Source organism: Agrobacterium sp. Azo12 (assembly GCF_029193765.2).
Lineage (GTDB): Bacteria > Pseudomonadota > Alphaproteobacteria > Rhizobiales > Rhizobiaceae > Agrobacterium.
The window spans coordinates 672,178-696,989 of sequence record NZ_JARFYO020000002.1 but is presented as its reverse complement, the minus strand read 5'-3'; the positions used below and the strand labels follow the sequence as shown (position 1 = coordinate 696,989).

Annotated in this window: 19 protein-coding genes; 16 read left to right on the top strand and 3 right to left on the bottom strand. The window is 56.5% G+C overall.

Features of this window, described 5'->3' with window-relative positions; genetic code table 11:
* Window positions 1-34: 34 nt before the first annotated feature.
* From PYL13_RS19665 to PYL13_RS19645, 5 genes are all read left to right on the top strand, one after another.
* Window positions 35-1,537 (top strand): sugar ABC transporter ATP-binding protein, encoded by a 1,503-nt coding sequence (locus PYL13_RS19665; RefSeq protein WP_259148671.1) that lies wholly within the window; start codon window positions 35-37, stop codon window positions 1,535-1,537.
* Window positions 1,527-2,513, top strand: a complete 987-nt coding sequence (locus tag PYL13_RS19660; protein WP_192489866.1) for an ABC transporter permease — start codon at window positions 1,527-1,529, stop codon at window positions 2,511-2,513. Before PYL13_RS19665 ends, PYL13_RS19660 begins: the two co-directional genes overlap by 11 nt.
* Before the next feature lie 39 nt (window positions 2,514-2,552).
* Window positions 2,553-3,284 (top strand): SDR family oxidoreductase, encoded by a 732-nt coding sequence (locus tag PYL13_RS19655; protein WP_275643321.1) that lies wholly within the window; start codon window positions 2,553-2,555, stop codon window positions 3,282-3,284.
* Between the two features lie 78 nt (window positions 3,285-3,362).
* A complete protein-coding gene (locus PYL13_RS19650) occupies window positions 3,363-4,997 on the top strand; it encodes an FGGY-family carbohydrate kinase (RefSeq protein WP_275643320.1) in 1,635 nt (544 codons plus the stop codon).
* A gap of 32 nt (window positions 4,998-5,029) precedes the next feature.
* Complete coding sequence (locus PYL13_RS19645; protein ID WP_275643319.1) at window positions 5,030-5,755, top strand: SDR family oxidoreductase; 726 nt, start codon at window positions 5,030-5,032, stop codon at window positions 5,753-5,755.
* 55 nt (window positions 5,756-5,810) lie between these two features.
* Here PYL13_RS19645 and PYL13_RS19640 read toward each other — a convergent pair whose 3' ends face one another.
* Both PYL13_RS19640 and PYL13_RS19635 read right to left on the bottom strand, forming a co-directional pair.
* Window positions 5,811-7,931 carry a sensor histidine kinase gene (locus PYL13_RS19640; protein WP_275643318.1) on the bottom strand — a complete coding sequence of 707 codons (2,121 nt, stop codon included), beginning with the start codon at window positions 7,929-7,931 and terminating at the stop codon, window positions 5,811-5,813.
* Window positions 7,928-8,668 (bottom strand): response regulator transcription factor, encoded by a 741-nt coding sequence (locus PYL13_RS19635; protein ID WP_192489858.1) that lies wholly within the window; start codon window positions 8,666-8,668, stop codon window positions 7,928-7,930. The genes PYL13_RS19640 and PYL13_RS19635 overlap by 4 nt, the downstream gene beginning before the upstream one ends.
* 272 nt (window positions 8,669-8,940) lie before the next feature.
* On the opposite strand from PYL13_RS19635, the gene PYL13_RS19630 reads away from it, so the two are divergent.
* The 9 genes from PYL13_RS19630 (at window position 8,941) to PYL13_RS19590 (ending at window position 20,241) form a co-directional block, all read left to right on the top strand.
* The gene (locus PYL13_RS19630) at window positions 8,941-9,900 is read left to right on the top strand and encodes an ABC transporter substrate-binding protein (RefSeq protein ID WP_275643352.1); all 960 of its coding nucleotides are present in this window, start codon (window positions 8,941-8,943) and stop codon (window positions 9,898-9,900) included.
* 113 nt (window positions 9,901-10,013) lie between these two features.
* Window positions 10,014-11,039, top strand: a complete 1,026-nt coding sequence (locus PYL13_RS19625; RefSeq protein WP_275643317.1) for an ABC transporter substrate-binding protein — start codon at window positions 10,014-10,016, stop codon at window positions 11,037-11,039.
* Between the two features lie 86 nt (window positions 11,040-11,125).
* Window positions 11,126-13,357: an ABC transporter permease gene (locus PYL13_RS19620; RefSeq protein WP_275643316.1), complete on the top strand. Its 2,232-nt coding sequence runs from the start codon at window positions 11,126-11,128 to the stop codon at window positions 13,355-13,357.
* Window positions 13,354-14,415, top strand: coding sequence for an ABC transporter ATP-binding protein (locus PYL13_RS19615; RefSeq protein ID WP_275643315.1), 1,062 nt, complete (start codon window positions 13,354-13,356; stop codon window positions 14,413-14,415). Before PYL13_RS19620 ends, PYL13_RS19615 begins: the two co-directional genes overlap by 4 nt.
* A gap of 28 nt (window positions 14,416-14,443) precedes the next feature.
* Complete coding sequence (locus tag PYL13_RS19610) at window positions 14,444-15,271, top strand: inositol monophosphatase (protein WP_250984394.1); 828 nt, start codon at window positions 14,444-14,446, stop codon at window positions 15,269-15,271.
* Window positions 15,272-15,392: 121 nt separating this feature from the next.
* A complete protein-coding gene (locus PYL13_RS19605) occupies window positions 15,393-16,235 on the top strand; it encodes an inositol monophosphatase family protein (RefSeq protein ID WP_259148679.1) in 843 nt (280 codons plus the stop codon).
* 53 nt (window positions 16,236-16,288) lie between these two features.
* Window positions 16,289-16,888 carry a dual specificity protein phosphatase family protein gene (locus PYL13_RS19600; RefSeq protein ID WP_275643314.1) on the top strand — a complete coding sequence of 200 codons (600 nt, stop codon included), beginning with the start codon at window positions 16,289-16,291 and terminating at the stop codon, window positions 16,886-16,888.
* Window positions 16,889-16,890: 2 nt separating this feature from the next.
* The gene (locus PYL13_RS19595; protein ID WP_275643313.1) at window positions 16,891-18,576 is read left to right on the top strand and encodes a metallophosphoesterase family protein; all 1,686 of its coding nucleotides are present in this window, start codon (window positions 16,891-16,893) and stop codon (window positions 18,574-18,576) included.
* 21 nt (window positions 18,577-18,597) lie between these two features.
* Window positions 18,598-20,241, top strand: a complete 1,644-nt coding sequence (locus PYL13_RS19590; RefSeq protein WP_275643312.1) for a Na/Pi cotransporter family protein — start codon at window positions 18,598-18,600, stop codon at window positions 20,239-20,241.
* A 14-nt stretch (window positions 20,242-20,255) separates the two neighbouring features.
* Here PYL13_RS19590 and PYL13_RS19585 read toward each other — a convergent pair whose 3' ends face one another.
* Window positions 20,256-21,242 (bottom strand): LacI family DNA-binding transcriptional regulator, encoded by a 987-nt coding sequence (locus PYL13_RS19585; RefSeq protein ID WP_275643311.1) that lies wholly within the window; start codon window positions 21,240-21,242, stop codon window positions 20,256-20,258.
* A gap of 547 nt (window positions 21,243-21,789) precedes the next feature.
* Between PYL13_RS19585 and PYL13_RS19580 the strand changes: the two genes are divergently transcribed.
* Together PYL13_RS19580 and PYL13_RS19575 are read left to right on the top strand one after the other, a co-directional pair.
* Window positions 21,790-23,643, top strand: coding sequence for an ABC transporter permease (locus PYL13_RS19580; RefSeq protein ID WP_250984605.1), 1,854 nt, complete (start codon window positions 21,790-21,792; stop codon window positions 23,641-23,643).
* Window positions 23,643-24,776, top strand: a complete 1,134-nt coding sequence (locus tag PYL13_RS19575; RefSeq protein ID WP_250984400.1) for an ABC transporter ATP-binding protein — start codon at window positions 23,643-23,645, stop codon at window positions 24,774-24,776. Before PYL13_RS19580 ends, PYL13_RS19575 begins: the two co-directional genes overlap by 1 nt.
* Window positions 24,777-24,812 lie beyond the last annotated feature (36 nt).

Genomic DNA, 24,812 nt, shown 5'->3' with positions numbered 1-24,812 from the left:
GGGCGACTTTTCCAATCAAACACGGGAGGAACAGATGCTACAGCTGAACGGCATCAAAAAAAGCTTTGGCAGGATCGAGGTTCTGCATGGGGTGGATCTCACCGTGCAGGCGGGTGAAGTTCACGCGCTACTGGGTGAAAACGGTGCTGGTAAATCGACACTGATGAAAATCCTGTGTGGGATTGTGAAACCCAGTGAAGGCGAAATCCGCATCAACGGCGAGGTTCGCCATTTCAGTGATTATAATGAAGCGATCGATGCCGGTATCGGTGTGGTTTTTCAGGAGTTTTCGCTCGTTCCTTATTTGAACGCGGTCGAAAACATGTTTCTGGCGCGCGAGCTCAGCAACGGGCTTGGTTTCATGAAACGATCGGCGATGCGCAAGCGCGCCGCCGAAATCATGAAACAACTCGGTATCTCCATTCCATTGAATGTGCCAATCCGCAATTTGTCGGTTGCCGAACAGCAGTTTGTAGAGATTGCCAAGGCACTGGCACTCGACGCCCGTATTCTTGTGCTCGACGAACCAACAGCGACGCTGACGCCGGCCGAAGTCGAACATCTGTTTCACGTCATGCGCAGCCTTCGAAAACAGGGTGTCGCGATCATCTTCATTTCGCACCATCTCGAAGAAATTTTCGAGATTTGCGACCGCATCACTGTGTTGCGGGACGGTGAATTTGTGGCCTCCTGTGCTGTCAGCGACGTCAATCAGGCACAGCTGGTCGAAATGATGGTTGGTCGCCGGATCGAAAACAGCTTCCCGCCAAAACCTGTCATTCCTGCCGATGCCAAGACTGTTCTTGAGGTGGAAGAGGTCAAGCTCACCAGAAGCGGACCGGTTTCCAGTTTTCACCTCAAGGCAGGAGAAATCCTCGGTTTTGCCGGTCTGGTAGGTTCGGGTCGTACCGAAACAGTTCTGGCGATGCTTGGTGCCTATCGGGCCGCGCGCTGCAAACTGTTGATCAACGGTGTCGAGATACGGTTTGCCGATCCGTCCCAGGCACTGGAGGCGGGTATCGGTCTGCTTCCTGAAAGTCGCAAGGAGCAGGGGCTGATCACCAGTTTCCCGATCATGCACAATGTCTCGCTGAACAATTACGGCAAATACCTGATCGGCCACTTCTTCATCAACCGCTCGCGTGAACTTGCCGATACTCGCACTGCCATGCAGCGGGTGCGTGTGAAGGCGTCAAGCCCGCATGCGCGCGTCGATACACTGTCCGGTGGCAACCAGCAGAAAGTGGTGATCGCCCGCTGGATCAACCACAACATGAAGGTGTTGATTTTTGACGAGCCGACCCGCGGCATTGATGTTGGCGCCAAAACCGAAATTTACCAGCTCATGCGCGAATTCACCGCCCGTGGCTATTCCATCATCATGATTTCGTCGGAACTGCCTGAAGTGATCGGCATGTCCGACCGGGTCTGTGTTTTCCGCTCAGGCGGGATTGTCGCAACGCTTGAAGGCGATGCGATCACCTCTGAGCAGATCATGACCCATGCAACAACCGGGAGGACACAACATGTCGCATGACGCGGACGCTCTTACAGGCGCTCAGGCGGAGGCCTCTGCCACGCCGATCTGGAAGACCATCATACAGTCGCCTTTGGCCTTGCCACTGGCTGGCTTGATCGTCGTTTCGATCCTGATGGGTTTCGCCTCAGATAACTTCTTTTCCGTTTCCAACATTCTCAATGTCTTGAGACAGGTATCGATCGTCGCCATTCTGGCGGTTGGCATGACATTCGTCATCTTAACCGGCGGTATCGACCTGTCGGTCGGAGCACTGATGGCGCTTGCCGGCACCATGGCGGCGGGGCTGATGGTACATTTCGGCATGCCAGGCTGGGCCGGACTGCTGTCCGGCGTCGCTATTGCCATCGGGCTTGGCCTTTTCAACGGAATTCTGGTGGCATGGGGCCGCATGCCGGCCATCATCGTCACTCTCGCCACCATGGGTATCGCCCGTGGAGCTGGGCTTATCTATTCCGGCGGCTACCCGATCTCGGGCCTGCCATCGTGGATTTCCTGGTTCGGCGTCGGTCGTGTTGGTATTATTCCGGTTCCTGTCATCGCCATGGTCATCATCTACGCATTGGCGTGGCTGCTGCTGGAGCGGACTGCATTTGGTCGCCATGTCTATGCCATTGGTGGCAATGAAACGGCAGCACGACTGTCGGGCGTCAAGATTGGTCGCATCAAAATTGCGGTTTACTCGATTTCCGGCCTCACGGCGGGACTTGCAGCCATCATTCTGACCGGGCGCCTGATGTCGGGCCAGCCCAATGCCGGCGTTGGTTTCGAGCTCGATGCCATTGCGGCCGTGGTGCTCGGCGGCACTGCAATTGCCGGTGGCCGGGGTTTCATCCTCGGTACGCTGATTGGTGCTGTCCTGCTCGGCATCCTCAACAACGGCCTCAATCTGATGGGTATCAACCCCTATCTGCAGGACATCATCCGTGGCTTCATCATCCTGCTCGCTATCTACATCGCCCGCGAATGGCGCTGACGAAATCTCAACAGCTTTTCATAACGTTAGGAGAATAATATGGCTCAATCACTGGAAGGCAAAATCGCGGTTATAACAGGCGCCGCTTCCGGCATCGGTCTGGCAACGACCGAGAAGCTTCTGGCCAATGGCTGCACGGTCGTCATGGTCGACTGGAACGAAAAAGCGCTCAACGACCTGGTCGCCAAGCTTGGTAAAAATGCCATTCCTCAGGTCACCAACTTGCTGGATGCCGACAGTTGCGCTGCGATGGTTCCCGAAATTCTCGAGAAGGTCGATCATATCGACATTCTCTATTGCAATGCCGGAACCTACATCGGTGGCGACCTGACAGAGACCTCAGCCGACGAAATCGACCGCATGCTCAACCTCAATGTCAATGCCGTGATGAAGAATGTGCATGCAGTTGTACCGCATATGAGTGCGCGCAAAACCGGTGACATCATTGTCACCAGCTCGATTGCCGGCCATTTCCCGACCTATTGGGAACCGGTCTATGCCGGTTCGAAATGGGCTGTGACCTGCTTCGTTCAGACCATGCGCCGCCAGCTCATTCCGCATGGCATTCGTGTGGCCCAGGTTTCCCCCGGGCCCGTTCTCTCGGCCCTGCTTGCTGACTGGCCGGAAGAAAACCTGCGCAAGGCCAAGGAATCCTGCAGCATCATTGAAGCGAGCGAAGTTGCAGATGCTGTGGAATACATGCTTACCCGCAACCGCAACGTCACGATCCGCGATATGTTGGTCTTGCCGACCAACTTTGACCGGGTTTGAGTCTGGTCGGACTAGTTTGCCGAGCCGTGCTTTGAACAGCACGGCTTGCTGTTTCACTCCGGCGAGGGATAGGATCGTATGAGCAGTTACTTTATCGGTGTCGATGTTGGCACAGGTTCGGCACGCGCTGGCGTGTTTGATGCGGTTGGCACGCTTTTGGCCTCCGCCAAACATGACATCCTTATCTTTCGCAATGATGATGGGCATGTCGAGCAGTCGAGCGCCCAGATTTGGGATGCGGTGTGTACGGCTGTTCGTGATGCCGTCACATCGGCGGCGATCGATCCCTCGGCCGTGGCCGGGATCGGATTTGATGCTACCTGCTCACTGGTGGTGCAGGGCGCATCCAACGGAGTGGGCGATCCTGCGCATCCTGAACGCGATATCATCGTGTGGATGGATCATCGCGCGCTTGAACAGGCACGGCGGATCAATGCCACAGGACATATGGTTCTGTCTTATGTCGGCGGTGTTATCTCTCCGGAAATGCAGACGCCGAAACTGCTTTGGCTGAAGGAACATCTGCCTGAGGTGTATTCCAGTGCCAAGCACTTCTTTGACCTGACGGATTTTCTGACCTGGAAATCGACCGGTGCATTGGAGCGATCTTCCTGCACCGTGACCTGCAAATGGACCTATCTGGCGCATGAGGACAGGTGGGACGAGACCTATTTCCGTACGATAGGGCTGGATGACCTTCCTGATGACGGTTTTCGCCGGATTGGTCAAAGTGTCGTGCACCCGGGAACGCCATTGGGCAACGGCCTGAACCAGGAAGCGGCTGATGCGATGGGACTGCGCGCTGGCATTGCTGTCGGGGCAGGATTAATTGACGCCCATGCCGGTGGCGTTGGGACTGTGGCGGCAAAAGGTGGCTTGCAGGATGCATCATCCTGCCTTGGTTACGTGTTTGGCACATCGTCCTGCACCATGACAACGACTGCCGAGCCGACATTTGTGCCGGGTGTCTGGGGCCCGTATTTTTCCGCCATGGTGCCCGGCATGTGGCTGAATGAAGGTGGTCAGTCGGCCGCCGGTGCGGCCATCGATCAGTTATTGAGCCTGCATCCCTACGCGGGCAAGGCGTCGCAGGAGGCAAAACAGGATGGTACCAGCTTGGCGCCATGGCTTGCGGCGCGGGTGCTGGCTGGCGTCGACAGACCGTCAGATGCGGTAAATCTTGCCGGACAGTTGCAGGTAGTCCCAGAATTCCTCGGCAATCGCGCACCTTTTGCCGATCCATATGCACGCGCCGTTGTGATGGGGCTTGGCATGGAAAGCGGTGCGGACAATCTTGCCGCACTGTACGTCGCCGGGCTTTGCGGGCTTGGTTATGGACTGCGCCAGATCATCGAAACGCAGGCCGAAAACGGCGTCTCCGTTTCCACGATCTCTGTTTCCGGCGGAGCGGGAACACATCCGCTAACCCGGCAGATTCTCGCTGACGCAACGGGAGTTCCCGTTGAGGTCACGGCCTGCTCGGAGCCGGTTTTGCTGGGCGCAGCTATGTTGGCGGCTGTTGCCGCCAAACTCTACCCCGATTTGCAGGCCGCAATGCCCGCCATGTCCACTGTGGCAGGGCGTAGTGAGCCGGTGCGTGATGCGGCGCGGGCGCTGCACGAGGCGCGTTACCAGGCATTTCTGAGAATACAGACACTCGCCCGTGAGGTGCGAAAAGACATTGAGCCATTGTTTCCCGCAGCCTCTGGCTAAGTTGCAGGCACATATATCAGGGAGGAACCAGCATGCAGTTTTCAGGGACATCGGTCATCATCACAGGCGCAGGCAAAGGCATCGGTCGGGCTTGCGCCCGTGTCATGGCTGAACGCGGTGCCGAAGTCATCGCCCTTAGCCGCACCACGTCGGATCTCGACAGTCTGCGTGACGAGATTGGTGGTCGTTCGATTACGGTTGATCTGGCTGACCCTGCTGCAACGCGCAAGGCTATGGCGGAGGCCGGCACTGCTGACTTCCTGATCAACAGTGCCGGTATCAATGTTCTCGAGACAAGCTTTGACATGACCGAAGCGGGCTATGAGGCGGTGATGGGCATCAATTTGAGGGCGGCCCTGATCACCAGTCAGGAGTTTGGCCGTGCCCGCCGTGCCGTTGGCGGTGGCGGTGCGATCGTCAACATAACCTCGATTGCCGGACATCGCGGTTTTAACGAACACTTGTGTTACGCAGCCTCCAAGGCCGGTCTTGAAGGTGCAACACGGGTGCTGGCCAAGGAGTTTGGCCCTTATGGCATAAGGGTCAATTCCGTTGCGCCAACCATCACTCTGACAGAACTTGCAATGGCTGCCTGGAGCGATCCGGAAAAGTCTGCACCTATGATGGTGCGTCATCCGATCGGCCGTTTTGCCGAGGCCGATGACGTTGCCCGCACCATCGCCACGCTGCTTTCACCCGATACGGCCATGGTCAACGGCGCCGTTATCAATGTCGATGGCGGTTTTCTCGCCGTTTGAGGGACTGCTCAATCGTTGAGGCGTGGCGCTGGTCGCAGCTATAGCCTCTACGACTTCAGGCTTGGCTGTTGTGCAAGGTTTGAGAGGGTGTAAGTGGGAAAATCAATTTGATCGACGTTCCCTGTCCAAGGGTTGAGTGGATATGGGCCTCTCCGCCACTTTGGCGAACGAAACCATAAACCATTGCCAAGCCAAGGCCCGCTCCACCATGTTCTTCACGGGTTGTGAAATAGGGTTCAAAAGCCTTGTCGACGGCTTCGGGTGTCATTCCGATGCCTTCGTCGGTTACATCAATGATCAGTACATCTTTTTCCGATGCTGCGCCGATGGAGATCAGGCCACCCTTGGGCATTGCGGCGGCGGCATTCAGGCAAAGATTGAGGATCGACTGCTCAAGAAGGGCAGGGTCAAGCGGAATGGTTGGCAATTCCTCGTTGAGATGAAGTGTAATATGGCATTTCGATCCAACAGCAATCTCCAGAATATCCGCCATGCCACGCAGCAAGCTGGCGACGTCGATGTGCTGCGCGTGGATCGGTTGCTGGCTGCCGACCGTTAGCATGCTCGAGGCAAGTGAGCGCCCGCGGTCGGCTGCTTTGCGAATACGGGTGATATGGCGTTTCTGACGGTCATTGAAACCGGCCTCGCGCTCCAGCAAGCCGAGACTGCCCGTTATGATGCCGATCATGTTTCCAACTTCGTGGCTGACCTGATGGGTCATGCGCATGATGCCATCCAGTCGCTGGGCCTTTGCAGCTTCTGCTTCCTGACGGTCCAGAGCGGTAACATCACGCGCCAGCATGACGATCCCGCCGTCTGGCTGGCGTGAGAGTGAGATTTCAATGACCTGCCCGTCAACGCGATGCCGGATGAAGATGCGGTCTATCAAGGCGCCGCGGTCACTATCTGATGGCAACAAGGACGGATCGATTTCCGGAATGGGCTCCACAAAACGTCGCAATGGCAATTTACGTGACGAACCTGAGCGACCAACAAGCTCGATAATCCGGCGGTTCATGGTAATCGGCCGGCCGCTCGGGTCAAACAGCGCGATGCCTTCATTCATGTTGCGGAAGGTTGAGCGGATGGTGCGGGCCGCAGCCTCTGCCGTGCGGCGCAGCCGTGAAACACGATCAACGCTGTCATGAAACGCGCGAAATGCGTCGAGCAGCTGAATCAGTTCCGTTTCCGGCCCGCGATAGGATGGCGGGCCAACATCCTTATCACCCTTGGCCAGCGCGTTCATGCCATTCGACAGCGTGACGATGCCGCGTGAGACACGCATGACCGAGCGAATAGAGAACACCGCCATGACCAGCACCAGGAAGGACGCAAGCGCGACGATGACCAGCAAACGGCTGAGCGCATCTGACGTGGAAAGCAAATCCTCGTTCAGGCCACGGGCAATTGCATCGCTTTGGGTTTCTGTGGCGTGGGAAAGGTCACGCGACACGGTGTGGAGTTTGGCGACCGAGGCACGTATTGCAAACATTTCAAGGAGATACTGAGTCTGTGCCTTGAAGACACGCTCATAATGCAGCAGTTCGAATGCTGCTAGGCGTTGGCCCGGATATCCTTCCTGACGGGCGGTTGTTTCCGAGACATAGCGACGGCGCAGTTCTCCGAGCTGGAAAAGGCTGTCAGAGGTTGAGGCCGCTTGCACGATGCCGTTCATGCGCTGGCGCAGATTGGGATCCAGAATGCCTTTGCCGGTGGCGATTTCGCCAAGTGCGGCGGCAGCATCTGCCTTATGAACCTGCGCTGCATCGGCATCCTTGACCAGATCGAGAGTTTGTGTGCGAATTTGCTGCAAGAGTTCCGCAATTCGGTCGCTTGCAAATCCCGGAATGCGTCGCTCGTCCTCTTTCGAGGTTATCATGGAGAGCAAGCTGTCAACCTGCTGCACCACCGAGCGGCTTTCGCTGGATACCCGGTAGGGCGAGGCGGCATTCATCAAGAAGGGTGCGCTCGACACCAGATCCGACACCTGCCGCGAAACCAGTGATACCTTGCCGAGGCTGGAAAATGCCTGCACACCGTAAGCGGCCATCTCGTCACGGGCCCTTTGCAAACCATATATGGCGATTGCCGAGAGGCTGAAGACCAGAACGCAGATAAACACAATCGCAAAAGGCAGGCGGAACGCAATCGACGACAGAAATGAACGATTGATCACGGGGACAGCTCGGCTTCGTCGGTATGCAGCACATAACCCTTGCCGCGTCTGGTCTTGATGTGGCGCGGCAAGTCCGGGTTTCGTTCGATCTTGCGGCGCAAGCGCAGAACAAGCACATCGACATTGCGGTCAATGTAGCGGTCGCTTTCTGAGCCCAGGCGGTCGAGGATTTGTGTGCGACTGACCGGCTGGTTCGGTGTTTCCGCCAGGATTTCAAGCAGCGCAAATTCCGCTGTTGTCAATGTCTTGCTGCGATCGACAAGACACACGGCCTGATGGGCGTCATGATCAAAAACCCAGTCCCCGAGATGCAGGGCCGAGCGACTGTGATCGCGTTCGCTGTCTTTTTCGTGTTTCAACGATGGAATGGTCCTGCGCAACACCGCCTTGATGCGCGCAGTCAGTTCGATTGGCTCGAAGGGTTTCACCACATAGTCGTCGGCGGCGGTTTCGAGGCCAAGCACCCTGTCTATGGCGCTGCCCGCTGCCGTTACCATGACAATGCCGATATCGACCTTTGTACGCAATCGCTGGGCAAAGGTCCGACCGGATGTGCCGGGCAGGTTATGGTCCACCAGCACGAGCTGCATGGTGTCCGTTGCCAAAATTGCGTCCGCTTCCTCGGCAGATCGCGCGCAGGTCGGCACCCAACCCTCAGCCTCGACCAGATCGGCAATAAGTTCGGACATGTCTGGATCGTCCTCGACGATCAGAATCTTTACCTTCTGATTGAGCACTGTGTATTCCTCCCGCAGCTATCATAAGCACGCTCTTTGCGATCTTCAAAGCTTCGGTGATTATCGGAAATGTCATATTTGTAACAAATGTCATGTTGTTGGGCGCTTTGGTGAAAGATTGGTAACCATTCTTCGATTGCGACGGCGGCAGTATCTGACATGCTATATGCGGAGATTGGAACGGGGAGGTTCCAAGCAGGGAGGCTCAATTGAGAGCAGTGACCGCTTTTGCGGCAAGCATAGTCGTATGGCTGTGCGGCGCAGGCCATGGCATGGCCCAGTCGAAGTTGAACGTCCTGTGCGGCGTCGACGAGGCTTGGTGTGTGACCATGCAAAAAGCATTCGAAAGCAAGATGGGTGTCGAGATTTCGGTGGTTCGCAAGAGCACTGGCGAAATTCTCGATCAGATCCGCGCCGAACGTGCACATCCGACCATAGACGTGTGGTGGGGCGGTACTGGCGATACCCATTTGCAGGCCAGCTCGGAAGGTTTGCTCGAAGAATACCACCCCGCCAACCCGAATGACCTGTTGCCCTGGGCACAGAATTTTTATGCGATGTCAGGGTCGCGCTCCGCCGGAATTTATGCCGGTGCGTTGGGCTTTGCTTACAATACAGAACTGCTGGCTGAAGCGGGGCTGCCAGCGCCGACCTGCTGGAAAGATCTGGCAAAGGATATTTATCGCGGCCATATCCAATCGGGAAATCCAAACTCGTCGGGCACGGCGTTTACCTTGCTTGCCACGCTTGTGCAGCTGTTTGGAGAGGACGAAGCCTTCAGCTTCATGGCAAAACTTGATCGCAACGTCGTTGCCTACACCAAGGCAGGTTCAGCTCCGGTCAAGGCAGCCGCCCGGGGAGACGTGTTGATCGGAATTTCCTTCATGCATGATGCGGTGACGCAGAAGATTGAAGGGTTTCCGCTGGCCATCGTCGCGCCCTGTGAAGGGACCGGATATGAGATTGGTGCGGCCAGCATCATCAAGGGCGCGGCCAATCTGGCTCTTGCACGTGCCTTTGTCGACTACGCCTTGAGCCCGGAAGGGCAGGCAACCGGATTTCGCGCAGGTCAAAACCAGGTGCCATCCAATGCCAAGGCAAGCCTGCCGCTGACGGCGCCAGACATATCGATGATCAAGATGGTGGATTATGACTTTGCCACCTTCGGTCTGCCAGAAGAACGAAGTCGGCTGTTAGCCCGCTTCGACAATGAAATCCACCCGACGCAATAGGGTCGGCAATTCAAACAACAATAACAAATAGCGCAGCACTGCAAGTGCTGCGAACGGCAGCGCCATGTTCAAACGCTGTCCCCCATTCAGACGCAAGCTATAGGAGGATACCCATGCGACTGACTATACTGACCAGCCTGCTTTTTACCGGTACTGCACTTGCCACCACCGGCGCTCAGGCCGCAGGCGAGCTTAACCTGATTTGCTCGGCTGACGTTGTTATCTGTGAGCAGATGAAGGGCGACTTCGAGAAGTCCCATGACATCAAGGTCAACATGGTGCGCCTGTCGTCGGGCGAAACCTATGCCAAGGTTCGTGCAGAAGCGCGCAACCCGAAGACCGATATCTGGTGGGCCGGTACCGGCGATCCGCATATGCAGGCCGCATCTGAAAACCTGACGCTGGAATACAAATCGCCAATGCTTGACCAGCTGCAGGATTGGGCCGTGAAACAGGCAGAAAGCACCGGTTACAAGACAGTTGGCGTTTACGCCGGTGCGCTCGGTTGGGGCTACAACACAGAAATATTCAAGTCCAAGGGCTACAAGGAGCCGCTGTGCTGGGCCGATCTTCTGGCACCGGAACTGAAGGGCGAAATCCAGATCGCCAACCCCAATTCGTCCGGCACGGCCTACACGGCACTTGCTTCGCTGGTCCAGATCATGGGTGAAGACCAGGCCATCGACTATCTCAAAAAGCTCAACGCCAATATCTCGCAATACACCAAGTCGGGTTCCGCACCGGTCAAGGCGGCCGCGCGTGGCGAGACTGCGGTTGGTATCGTCTTCATGCATGATGCGGTGGCGCAGACGGCAGAAGGCTTCCCGGTCAAGTCGATCGCGCCATGTGAAGGTACCGGTTATGAGATCGGCTCCATGTCGATCATCAAGGGTGCCCGCAACCTCGACAATGCGAAGGTCTGGTACGACTGGTCGCTGCAGCCGGACGTGCAGTCTCGTATGAAGGATGCAAAGTCCTTCCAGTTGCCGTCCAACAAGACGGCCGAAGTGCCGAAGGAAGCGCCGAAGTTCGAGGATATCAAGCTGATTGACTACGACTTCAAGACCTATGGCGACCCTGTCAAGCGCAAGGCTCTCTTGGAGCGTTGGGATCGTGAAGTCGGCGCTGTCGCCAACTGATCCGAGACGTGACGGCCGATGCCCCGACCTTTGGTTAGGGTATCGGCCTCGAGTTCATTCATCAGCATAAAATAGCGAGGTTGGCCATGACGCGTGGCAATCGCAGGCTGGACGTTGTCCTGATGCTTGGGGCAGTGGCCCTGTTTCTTCTCCCCTGGTACCGCATCGAAGGCGGCTTCTACAGTTTTCGCTGGTTTTCGGAGTTCTTCTCCGCGTCCAGTAACGCGCCGGGTGTTCTGCAAATTCTTGTCTACGGCAAGCCGTGGCTGATTGGCATTGCGCTGATCTTCCTTGGTGCATGTGCTGTCAGGCCAATCGCCGATCCAATGCGACGCGGGAAATTGCTGGCATGGATCGGTGCGATAGGTCTGCTATTCCTTAGCCTACAGGGACTGGCGATCGGTTTTACCGGTTGGACATGGACCATCAGCGAGACCCTGTTTGGCCAGCTGGCTGATGGTCAGCCGTCGATTGGTGCGGGTGGCGTCTTGATGTCGCTGGTCTTTGTGCTGTTGTTTGCTTTCGGTCTTGCCGAACGCGGCGTGATGAAGGGTGATGCCTTTGTCGTCGGTTCGATTTCGGTGCTGGTTTTCCTCGTTACCGTCTTCGTGTTCTATCCGATTGGCAGCATGCTGATTGCCTCGGTTCAGGACTTTGACGGTTCGTTTAATGCCGATGGTTTTATCCGCAATATCCAGGATCCAGGTATCTGGAGCCTCGGCTGTGTGCTCGGTGAAGAACGCTGCGGCGTCGCGTGGCGGACATTGTTCCTCGCTTTGATGACTGCGTTTGGCTCGACGGTGCTTGGGCTTGGTTTTGCGCTGGTCGCAACCCGCACCCGTTTTCCGTTCAAGAAGGGGCTGCGCCTGCTGACGGTGTTGCCGATCATCACGCCACCCTTTGTGATCGGTCTTGCGCTGACGCTTCTGTTTGGCCGCGCCGGTGTTGTCACGCAGGGACTGTCTGATCTTTTTGGCATAGAGCCGGGTCGATGGCTTTATGGCCTGACCGGCATCTGGATTGCCCAGGTTCTGTCCTTTACCCCCATTTCATTCCTCGTGCTGATTGGCGTTGTTGAGGGTGTAAGCCCATCGATGGAAGAAGCGTCGCAGACGCTGCGGGCCGATCGCTGGCGTACCTTTTGGCGCGTGTCGCTGCCGCTGATGAAGCCTGGCCTCGCCAACGCCTTCCTCATTGGTTTCATCGAAAGTATGGCTGATTTTGGCAATCCGCTTGTGCTGGGTGGAAGCCATGGTGTGTTGTCGACTGAAATATTCTTTGCGGTGGTCGGTTCGCAGAATGACCCGTCACGCGCGGCTGTTCTGGCTATCATCCTGCTCTGCTTCACACTATCGGCTTTCCTTGCCCAGCGTTTCTGGCTTTCGGGCAAAAATTTCGCGACGGTTACCGGAAAGGGCGACAGCGGTGCCCACATTGCCCTGCCGCGCGGCCTGTCGATTGGTGTACACGCGGTTGTCGTTCCGTGGATGCTGTTCACCATCGTTGTTTACGGCATGATCCTGGTCGGTGGTTTCGTGAAGACCTGGGGTCTCGATAACTCCCTGACTTTCGCACACTATATCCGTGCCTTCTCGGTCAGTTTTGCAAACGGCTCCATCGCCTGGACAGGTGTCGCCTGGAATTCGTTCTGGACGACCATGGAGATTGCGTTGATTTCGGCGCCGCTGACTGCTGCTGTCGGCCTGCTGACAGCCTATATCATCGTCAGACAGAAATTTGCCGGTCGCAATATCTTTGAATTTGCCCTGATGATGAGCTTTGCCATTCCCGGTACGGTCATTGGCGTGAGCTACATCATGGCTTTCAACCTGCCTCCGGTGGAGTTGACCGGTTCGGCTCTGGTGCTGATTGCCTGCTTTGTTTTCCGTAACATGCCGGTTGGCGTGCGCGGCGGCATTGCAGCGATGAGCCAGCTCGACAGGAGCCTTGATGAAGCGTCGCTGACGTTGCGGGCCGACAGTTTCCGCACCATTAGAAAGGTCATTCTACCATTGCTGCGTCCGGCCATCACGGCGGCGCTGGTCTACTCCTTCGTGCGTGCGATCACCTCGATCAGCGCCGTGATTTTTCTCGTCAGCGCGGAATACAACATGGCAACCTCCTACATCGTCGGTCTCGTTGAGAACGGTGAATATGGCGTGGCCATTGCCTACTCCTCAATGCTCATCGTGGTGATGATCACGGTCATTACCGGCTTCCAGCTGCTGGTCGGAGAGCGTCGTTTGCGACGCGAAAACCGCGTCGCAGGCCTGCAGCCAGCAAACTCCGTTCCTCTGTCTCAGGAGAAAACAGCATGATTTCCGTAAAGCCCGGTTCCGTTACCTTTCAGAATGTTCGCAAGACCTTTGGTTCCTTCGTTGCCATTCAAGACCTGTCCCTCACCATTGAGCCGGGTACGCTGGTGACACTGCTTGGTCCATCCGGTTGCGGTAAAACGACAACGCTGCGCATGCTGGCGGGTCTTGAACACCCGACCGCTGGACGCATCTTGATTGGCGGCAAGGATGTCACCATGCTGCCTGCCAATGAACGTGACGTTTCCATGGTCTTCCAGTCCTATGCCCTGTTCCCGCATATGACCGCGCTCGACAATGTCGCTTATGGCCTGCAATCCTCAGGGTTACGTAAAGCAGAGGCGCGGGAAAAGGCCGAAGAAGGCCTGAAACTGGTTGGTCTTGCGGGTATGGGTCACCGTCTTCCAGCCGAGCTTTCAGGCGGTCAGCAACAGCGTGTTGCTGTTGCCCGCGCGCTGGTGCTTGAACCACAGGTGCTGCTGCTTGATGAGCCGCTTTCCAACCTTGATGCCCGTCTGCGCCGCCGGGTCCGCACTGAAATTCGCGAGCTGCAGCAGCGTCTGGGTTTCACGGCGGTTTACGTGACGCATGATCAGGACGAGGCGCTGGCGGTCTCCGACCGCATCATCGTGATGAAAGATGGCGAGATCGCACAATCGGGCTCGCCACGCGAACTTTATGAAGCGCCAGCCTCATCCTTCATTGCCGACTTTATGGGCGAAGCGAATGTCATTGGTTGCGAAGTGGTTGGTATCGAAGGTCCAAATGCGCTGATCCGGGTCGGTGGTGTCGATCATCGTATACCGGCTCGTGATGCAAAAACCGGAACGGCACAACTGGCTGTTCGCCCCGGTTCTATTTCGATCGGGCAACCCGGCGGTCAAGGGTTGGCCGGTCGGGTGCTGCACAGCGCATATCTGGGCGGTCATGTCGAATATGAAGTCGAGACGGATGTCGGCACGCTGTTCATCATCGATCATGCGGTTGAAACCAGCCTTCCGCCGGCCACTGATGTGACGCTCGGGTTCAAAAGCCGCGGCATTGCCTTGATCCAATCTTGAATTCAACCAAGTGCATAGGAATGATGAAATGACCAAGCATGATATCGGCCTCGATCAACGCTTCGAACTGGCGAAGTCTCTGGCCGCAGAAGCGGGCGCCTTGGCGCTCGATTACTTCAACAAGCGCGATACGCTTGTTGTCGAGACCAAACGCGATCTTCAGGACGTCGTGTCGATTGCCGACCGTAATGTCGAAACCTTTCTACGTGAAAGGGTGCTCGCGGCCATTCCGGAAGACAGCTTTCTGGGTGAAGAATTTGGTCTGCAGGACGGAACATCGGGTTACACCTGGGTGGTTGATCCGATCGATGGCACGGCGCCCTTTGTCAACGGTCTGCCAACATGGTGTGTATCGATTGCCGTGTTGCGTGGTGGTGTGCCAGTGATCGGTGTCATTCAGGTGCCTTGCATGAACGAAACCTACGCCGCAGCAGATGGCATGGGTGCGACGTTAAACGGTAAATCGCTCAAACTTGATCCAAGCCGCACCATCCAGAATTCAATGACCGGTATCAGTTCCAACACCATGGTGACGCCGGAACTGGTTGGCTCGATCATCACCGATCTGCTCGCCCGTGGCGGCAGTTTTATCCGCAACGGTTCGGGTGCCCTGATGCTGGCCTATGTGGCGGCCGGACGCCTCGTGGGATACTACGAACCTTATATGCGCGCCTGGGACTGCATGGCCGGTTTTTGCCTCGTGAAAGAAGCCGGTGGCCGCTTCATGCCATTCCCGGCAGAAGGTGAAGCGCTGCTGAGCGGCCATCCGGTTCTGGCTGGCAATGTCTCTGCCTATGATGAGCTGATAGCGCTGCACAACACGTGCTACGTCACGCCCGCTGCAGCCGTTGCGTAGGGCCAGGAACGGGAGATAGTCATTCACAGGATTGGCGATATCAAGCGCTGCTGCTTGCTTGCAATCAATGAACACGTGTGCAATATTGCACGCGTGTTCAAATCGATTTGATGGTGATCTCGTGGAAAGCTTGCATTACGCCGATACGCTTCAGGCTCGCGCCGATCTCTGCCGTGCGGTCATCCGCTCCGCCGGAGAGCTGGTTCTTAAGGGTTTTCATGGTGAGGCCGAGCGCAGTGTTTCGATGAAGGGTCCACAGGATTTTCTCACCGTGACGGATGCTGCTTCCGAGGCGCATATCCGCAGCATGATTGAAAAACATTTCCCGGATGATACCTTCTTTGGTGAAGAGGGTGGCGGAAATATCGGTGCCAAGGTCTGGGTCGTGGACCCTGTCGACGGGACTGCCAACTTTGCGCGGGGCATCCCGCATTTCTGCATTTCGATTGCCTATGTTGAAGATGGTCGAACAGAAATTGGGGCCATCTACAACCCGGCGCTAGACGAGCTTTATTTCGCCGTTCGCGGCGAAGGCGCGACACTCAATGGCAAGCCGATCAGTGCATCCGGAACCCAGCGTTTCGATGCCGCGTCCATCGAAATGGGATGGTCGACACGGGTATCCAACGATACCTATCTCGGTGTCGTCAAAAATCTGCTCGATATGGGGACCAATGTCCGACGTGCCGGATCAGGCGCACTTGCTCTGGCCTATGTCGCGGATGGCCGGTCAGACGGTTATCTTGAGCTACATATGAATTCCTGGGACTGCCTTGCCGGACTGCTGTTGGTCAGTGAGGCTGGAGGCGATGTCTGCCCGTTCCTGGAAATTGGCAGCCTTCGTGATGGCGGGGCAGTTCTGGCCGCCGCGCGTGGCGTCGCAGCAGGCGTAAGCAAGGCATCCGCCATTCCGCTGGCGGTGGTTGAAGCGAGCGGCGCGAGACCGGTTTCGTCGGTTGCCTGAATTAATTTGCAAAGATGAATGACGGCGCAAGCGCCGGTATGGAGGAATGGATTATGGACGGACCGGTTTATGCAAGACCCGCAATCAGCAAGATTGCCGAAGGTCTCGGGCCGCACAATGCCACGCTTTATATCGGTGGTAGTGATGGCGCGCGCGATATTGGTCTGCTGCGTCGCCACGGCATTACCACGGTTGTCAATTGCGCCGTCAATCTGGACATTAATCTGGTGCGGGGCGCCGACCAGGACGGTGATCTTCTCGCCACCGGTTACGGCGATATCCGTTATTACAAACTTGGCCTGATCGACGGGGAGGGAAGCCCCGATACGATGATGCTGGGTGCCTACTATATTCTGGATGGGGCTCTGCGCCAGACCATGCCGAAACGGGCGACCTATCCGTTCCCCGATGGCGGCAATGTACTCGTCAATTGCCGTAGTGGCCGTAGCCGGTCGGTGTCTCTGGTGGCGCTGTTTCTCCACAAACAACAGCCTGAACTTTATCCGACGCTTGATGATGCTGTTGCAGTCATCCGTGAGCGACGCGAATTGCGTCCGGATGAATGGTTTGAGACCCCGAAACCGAGCCTTTATGAAGCGGCGCGGCGTGCATCCGACTGGATTGATCTCGTCGAAGGCCGAAAGAAGGCTTGATCATGGGTGTAAGACATTTCCCGCCGGTCGCTGTTATCGCAGACGCACATTTTCATGATACCTCGGCAGATTTTGGCTTTACCGGTATCAATGTGGATGGCCAGCAACTGACCATGCGAAGCTGGTCAGATACACGCCAATCGACCCGCGTTTTTAACGAAAGTGCGGACGCGCTGCGCGCTGCCCTTGATCAGGTGGCTGCCCGCAACATCCGCCATGTTGTGCTGCTTGGCGATTATACCGATGATGGCCAGCGTGCGACGACGGAAACGTTGCGCGGTTTGCTACAGGCCCATACCGATACCCATGGCACCGCCTTTTACGCCCTGCCGGGCAACCACGACATTTTTGGCCCGCAAGGTCGCCATCATCAAAAGGAATTCTTGGGGGAGGCGGGACGCAGCCTGTCGATAACAAGCAATCCAAGCACGGTTGATGACTGTGTGGCGTTCAGCGATGCCATGTATTGTGAAGGCTATCCGTCGGGCCTGAGCCCGATGGCGGGATTCGGTTATTTTCGTCGTCCGGAATATCTGCACTGGGAGACACCCTTCGGCACAAGCGATGCTGCGGAGGACCGGGTTTATACCGCGACCTCGCCTGATGGCAGCAATGTCTATCGCCTGATGGACGCCTCCTATCTTGTTGAACCGGAGCCGGGCCTTTGGTTGTTGATGATCGACGCCAATGTATTTGAACCGCTGGACGGGCAGTTCGAGCGTGGCGAGGAGGCTGCCTTTACCGACAGCACGTCTGGCGGCTGGAATGCGATGCTCAGGTCCAAACGCTTCATTCTGAATTGGATTGCTGATGTCAGCCAACGGGCAAAGCAGCAGGGCAAAACGCTTCTGGCGTTCTCGCATTATCCGGCGCTCGATCCGTTTGACGGAGCTTCCGGTGCCGAGGCGGTATTATTCGGCGAAACCAATGTCGTACGGCGCACGCCTGTGAAGGCTGTCGAGGATGCATTGCTCGCCGCTGGCGTCACGGTTCATTTCAGTGGCCATCTGCATGTGGAAGGTGTGACGAGACGAGGAGCCTCCGGTCGGAGCCTGACCAATGTTGCGGTCCCGTCACTGGTGGCTTTTCCGCCAGCCTTCAAGGTTGTACATGCCTCGATGACTGAGGTTGCGGTTGAAACCGTTGAAATGTCAGACTTGCCCGTCAACGATCTCCTATCGCAAGGATATGGTCGAGAGACCGATATCCGCGGCGAACAGCCTGATCTGGCCTTTACCGCCGGTCACTATGGTGACTTCCTGCGGCATCACAAACGCGCTTTGGTGCGGCATCGTTATTTCGTCAAGGAATGGCCTGCAGATATCGTTGCGGCAATCGGCAACAGGCTCGTGCTGGACGTGGTCTCCTCGCTTGGTGTCATGGATGACACCGTGCCTGTCCGGTTTGACGGCTTGGCTGATCTGCCGATGTTTGAATTGATTGCAGATTGGTACTGTCTGCGACAGGGGGCGTCGCTGGCTTTGTCGCATATCGAGCCGGAAAGGTTGATGCTCTACCGTTCGCTGGCCTTGAGGTTCGGGCGGGCTCCCGGAGTTCATGACGGCTCTCTCTCGAGTTTCCTTGGGATATTCTTCGGGGCTCTCGGGCTTTTTCTTGATCGTGCCGAAGGAGGAGCGCAGAATCTGGTTCTGTCGATCCCGACGGTTGGCGACGTCGTGCCGGCATAATTGTCGATATGAGGTGAGTGCATGGAATCGGCCATCGTAAGCATCAACCTGTTTGGCGCAGTCGCTCTGCTGCTCTTTGGTCTGCGTCAGATCAAGGACGGCATGTCTAGAGCGCTGGGTGCAAAGTTGCGGACCGGCCTTGCTGCCGGCACACGAAGCGGCCCTCGTTCATTTGCCGCCGGTTTCCTTGCAACCGTTGCGCTGCAAAGCTCGACAGCCACCGCCCTGATGGTCGCATCCTTCGTTGAGAAGGACATGATCGTGCCAGCAATGGCGCAGATCGTCATGCTTGGTGCAAACATTGGAACAGCGACCACGGCGTGGATCGTTGCCTTGGGTCTCGGTTGGTTGTCGCCGCTGCTGATCCTGGCCGGTGTCGTGTTGATGCGCATGACCTCGTCAGCCAAGCAGGGCGCTGGCACGGCGCTTGTGGGTGTCGGTCTCATGCTCTTGTCGCTGCATTTGCTGTCTGCGGCCACCGATCCGCTGCGTCAGTCGCCAGTACTCAATCTTTTCATCACCATGCTGGGTAATGCCTGGCCGGTTGCTTTGATGTTTTCAGCAGGTCTTGCTGTGCTGGCGTCGTCCAGCCTCGCGGTCGTTATTCTGATCCTGTCTTTGGCTGCGAGCGGCAGTATCGATTCCAGTCTGGTGATTGTGCTGGTGCTTGGCGCTAATCTCGGCGGTGCCGTGCCGCCAGTTCTGGCAACCATGAAGGCATCGATTGCCGCAAGGCGTGTGACGATTGGCAACCTCATCATTCGCGCCATTGGTTGCGCCATTGCCATGCCACTTGCTGGTTATGGTGCCGCGATTTTGGAACTTCCCTATTTTTCGCACCAGCAGCTCGCAGTTGATGCGCATCTTCTGTTCAACATTGCCGTGGCGCTGATTGCCTGGCCATTGTCACCGTTCATTTTGCGACTGACGGCGGCCATCCTGCCGGACAAAAAAACCGGCGATGATCATCGCAGCTTCCTTGATAGTCATGATCTCGACCAGCCGGTTGCAGCTCTTGCGGGTGCCAGCCGCGAAGTGATGCTGGTTGGCGATCTGGTTGAGCGCATGTTGCGTCAGGCTGCAGAAGCAATGCGCCGTAACGACCTTTCGCAACTGAGTGAAATCAGTGCTCTTGAAGGGCGCGTCGACCGAATTCAGCATGAAATCAAGGTGTTTGTGTCGCGGGTCGGGCAGGGGCAGTTGAGCGATGAGGATTATCGTCGTTCAATGGATATCGTTGAATATGCAATCAATCTTGAGCATATCGGCGACATCATCGAAAAGGGCATCCGGCCGGAAATTGCCAAGAAGGTTAGCCTTGGTTTGACATTCTCTGAAGACGGCCAGCAGGAATTGCTGCGCCTGTTCGCCATCACGCTCGACAATCTGCGCATGGCCCAGACGGTTTTTTCGACGAAAAATTCTGAACTGGCGCGCCGTCTCGTCGAAGTGAAGGAAGATGTTCGTCGACTGGAAAAGCAGTCATCCGCCCGCCATTTGCAGCGCCTGCGGGACGGCAGGGCCGACAGTATCCAGACGAGTTCTCTGCATCTCGATTTGTTGCGAGACCTCAAGCGCATCAATGCCCATGTCGTGGCGGTGGCGCTTCCCATTCTCGATGATAGCGGCCTGCTTAACGAAAGCCGTATCCGGCAAGTCAATTAAGGTATGAAAGCCAGTTAACGGGCGGTTGTCCGCTCCACCATGCTGACCGGTACGACCTGCAATCTGGTTTCCGGTTCGTCGCTGTCGAGCGCGGTCAAAACCTTTTCAGTCAGCGCATCAAAGGACTGGGCGATGGTGGTGAGCTGATAACTTTTCCAGCCGGCCTGGGGGATGTCGTCAAAACCGACAACCGAAAGATCCTGCGGTACGCGGCGCTTCATTTCCAATCGGGCGGCGTCGAGAAAACCGAGCGCCAGCAGGTCGGTGACGCAGAATGCGCCATCTATATCCTTGTCTTTCAGCAATTCACAACCGGCCTGATAACCGCTGTCATAACTGGTTGGGCCGTTAGACCAGCTGACAACTTCAATACCTTCGCTGTCCATCCGTTTGGTAAAGGCCTTGGCGCGGCGAAGCTGTGCCGGGGTCTGGCTGCCACTGGTGACGACGGCGACTTTTTTGCATTTCGCAGTCCGCAGCCGCATTGCCGCCAGATCGGCGCCATGTGAATCGTCACTGAGAACGATATTGGTGTCAGTGCGGTCCATGCTCTGGTTGATCAGGATAAGACGCACGCCATTGGCAATACATTCATCCACGATCGAGGCCGGTGGTTCACCTGACAGTACAACGATTGCCTGCGCACGGAACTCAAAAAGCAGTTCGATCAGCGGTGCGATATCTTTGCGTGCATCCGCGGCGTTCAAAAGAAGGCACTGTGAACCACGACGCAAAAGCGCAAGGCTTAAAGCATCGAGTTGTTTGGAAATGAACGGCGAACTGAGATTGGCACCGACCACACCAATGAGATTGGAGCGATCATTGTTCAAACCCTGCGCCAGACGATTGACGCGGTAGCCAAGATCTTGCGCCGCTTTCAGAACCTTCTTGCGCACCGCTTTCGACACGCTGCCGCCCGGGGTGAATGTTCGTGATACGGCCGAGCGAGATACGCCAGCCCGTTTTGCCACTTCTTCCGCCGTTACAAAGCCTCGGGCCATGCATTCCCCCTGATATTTTTCACTTCATCACAGGCCACAAAGTTGGGGTTTTTCCAATCCCCAAAATGTCGAAACACGCGTTTGTGGTGCGAGAATTTCTCGTAACGCGTGGTCCGGCACGTCCATTGTGACGTCTCTGTTCAACTCTGTCACAGACACGCGTGATGTCATTTTTATCTGACGGGCTTTCCCTCTGATCACGTGTGCAATAAATATCCAAAATATACATAAAATAATCAAGCAAAATCAATTAATTATAATATTGATCACGTGTGCAATTTTATCATTGACAAAACCTTCATGAGGATTGATCATCCAACCATAGTCGAAGGCATCGGGGCTCAAAATCCATGCCTTGGATAAGCAGGAGCGCCCCTGATTGGGCGTTTACCAAGGCTGACGGGTCGGGAGTCCCGTTGGGAGGATTGAATACATTGCTGATGCCCACAGTGCCCAAAATCGTATTTACGCGATTTGGGTGGAGGGATTTTGCGCGCTTTTCATCGAGTGGCGCATGACATCGCAATGGAAGGCCTGGGGAGGAATGATGGCTCTTCTAAGTGACACAAACAAAGCCGATGCGGTGGAGCAACGCGCCATAGGTGCACCTTCAGCGTGGCAGGCTTGGCGCTATCGGCTGAAGATTGCGCTGCGAGAGCCGACGACATTGATCGGCGTTTTGACCGCCTTGCTGTTCACCTATCTGATTGTCGTGCCGATCATATCGATCGTGCTGGATTCGGTTCGGGTGCAGTTCGGTCATGAGCGCCGACTTGGCAAGGATGTCGGCGATCTCACGATGTATTATCTCGACCGGGCGTTTTTCTCGCCGGTCGCAACGGACCTGTTCTGGCGGCCGCTGGCCAACACGCTGACAGTGGCGCTAGGCGCAATTTCCCTGTCGCTGGTAATTGGCACCGTGTTGGCCTGGCTGATCAGCCGCACCGACATGTTTGGCCGTCGCTGGTTCGCGACTGCGCTGATCGTGCCTTACATGCTGCCTGCATGGACATTCGCACTGGCCTGGACAACCCTGTTTAAAAACCGCACCGTGGGTGGCCAGCCCGGCTGGTTTGAGGCCATGGGCCTGACGCCGCCGGACTGGGTTGCCTATGGGCGCTTTCCAATCACCATCATTCTGGCGCTTCATTATACGCCGTTTGTCATCCTGCTGTTTGGTTCTGCCCTGCGCCGGTTTGACTCGCAGCTTGAGGACTCGGCCCGTATTCTCGGTGCGCGTCGTTATCAGGTCGCCATCCAGATCATCATGCCGCTGATGCGCCCGGCGCTTCTGTCATCCATGGTGCTGATTTTTGCAAAGTGCCTTGGCGAGTTTGGTGTGCCCTACGTTCTGGGTCTGCCAGTGAAGTTCGAAGTGCTGTCAACGTCGTTGTTCCGCAGTATCGCCTCGCGCCAGACGGGTGTCGCCGGTGTGGTTGCCGCATCGATCATGTTGATCGGTATCATCACCTTGATGATTGATGCACGGCTGGTGCGGGAAGCACGTCGTTTCGTGACTATCGGTTCCAAGGGATCAATGAACCGCCAGAACCGCCTCGGCAAACTTCGCCTTCCGGCAACCGGGTTTGCTGCGGCCGTCTTTATCCTGAGCGTTGGCATGCCGTTGCTCACGCTGGTTCTGTCGACTGTCATGAAGGTGCCTGCGCGTTTCACCTTCGACAACTTCACCCTCGATTACTGGATCGGCACCAACCTGCATACGGTTGCGCTGCAAACAGGCGTGCTGTTGAGCCCTGATCTGTGGGCGGCTGCCAAAAACACCATGATGATCGTTGGTTTCGCATCACTGACTTCAGGTGTGCTTGGTCTGCTGGTCGGTTATGTGGTTATCCGTACACCAGTGCGCAGTCTGTCGGTCTATTTGCGTCAGGTAACCTTCCTGCCATATCTGGTGCCGGGCATTGCCTTTGCGGCGGCCTATCTGTCGCTGTTTGCGGTACCGCGTGGTCCAATGCCTGCGCTTTATGGCACGGTGACCATCCTGATACTGGCGCTGATTGCTGATCAGATGCCCTATGCGTCGCGTGCCGGTATTTCCGCCATGACGCAGCTGGGCAAGGATCCGGAAGAAGCGGCACAGGTTGCTGGTGCTGGCTGGTTCCGCCGCATGATCTCCATCGTGATTCCGATTCAGAAGGGCTCACTGGTCACCGGCGTGCTGCTGCCCTTCATCTCGGGCATCAAGGGCCTCAGCCTCTTCGTGATCCTGGCGGTACCGAGCACTGATGTTCTGACCACCTTTTCCCTGCGACTGGTCGACTACCACTACACACAGGCAGCCAATGCCGTGGTGCTGATCATTGCCGCAATTGCCTATTTCGGCACGCTGTTGGCCCAGAAGCTGACACGCACAAATCTTGCAGAAGGACTTGGAAGCTAATGCCTACAATCAACCTGCGCGGCGCGCAGAAAAACTATGGTGTGAACTCCGCAAACGCGGTTGCCGATCTTGATCTGGAAATCCGCGACGGCGAATTCATGTGCCTGCTCGGTCCTTCTGGCTGCGGCAAGACCACAACCCTTCGCATGATTGCGGGGCTGGAAAACCTGTCAGGTGGCGAGATCAGGGTAGGAGAACGGGTGGTCGACTCCGTACAACAGGGCGTCTTTGTACCACCGGAAAAGCGTGAAATGGGTCTGGTGTTCCAGAGCTATGCGCTGTGGCCGCACCTGACGATCGAGCGCAATACCGATTTTGGTTTGAGACTGCGCAACTTGCCGAAGGCCGAACGCGAAGCGCGGGTAGAGCGTGTCATGCAGGCTCTCGATATTGCCAAGTATCGTGATCGTTACCCGTCGCAGCTGTCCGGTGGTCAGCAACAGCGTGTTGCGCTGGCTCGTATGCTGGCGGTCAATCCGGGCGTGCTTTTGCTCGATGAGCCTTTGTCCAACCTTGATGCGCGCCTGCGACTTGAAATGCGTGCCGAGCTGAAACGCCTGCACAACGAATTCAAGACGACGATTGTTTTCGTGACCCATGACCAGTGGGAAGCGATGACACTGGCAACGACGATTGCTGTGATGAACGAAGGCACATTGCAGCAGATGGGTACGCCAAACGATATCTATGATCGTCCGGCAAACCGGTTCGTTGCCGAATTCGTCGGTAGCCCGCCAATTAATATTCTGACCTTCGGCAAACCGGGCGTGTCTGACATTGCCGACAAGGCCGAAGCCTATTTCGCGAAGAATTACCCGAAACTGCGCGGCATCGGTTCGGTTGGTATCCGGCCGGAAGCGCTGGAATACACCTCAAAACAGAAGTCTGTGCCCGAAAACAATTTCGGCGTGGAGATGACCGTTACTGGCGTACTGCCAACCGGTGGCAGCTGGATCCTCGAATTGAAGAGCCAGAACCACACGCTGTTTTTGACGACGCATGCCCTGCCACGGATCGACAGCGGCGAGCGGGTATTTGTGCACGCGCCGCCGGAAGCCCTGCATGTCTTCGACGCGGATGGGCGTCGGGTCAACGAGGCGGACACGGTGCTGAGGAAGAATAGTTACAACTGAAATTCACTGATCATTGGGGCGCTTGCTGGAGGAGAA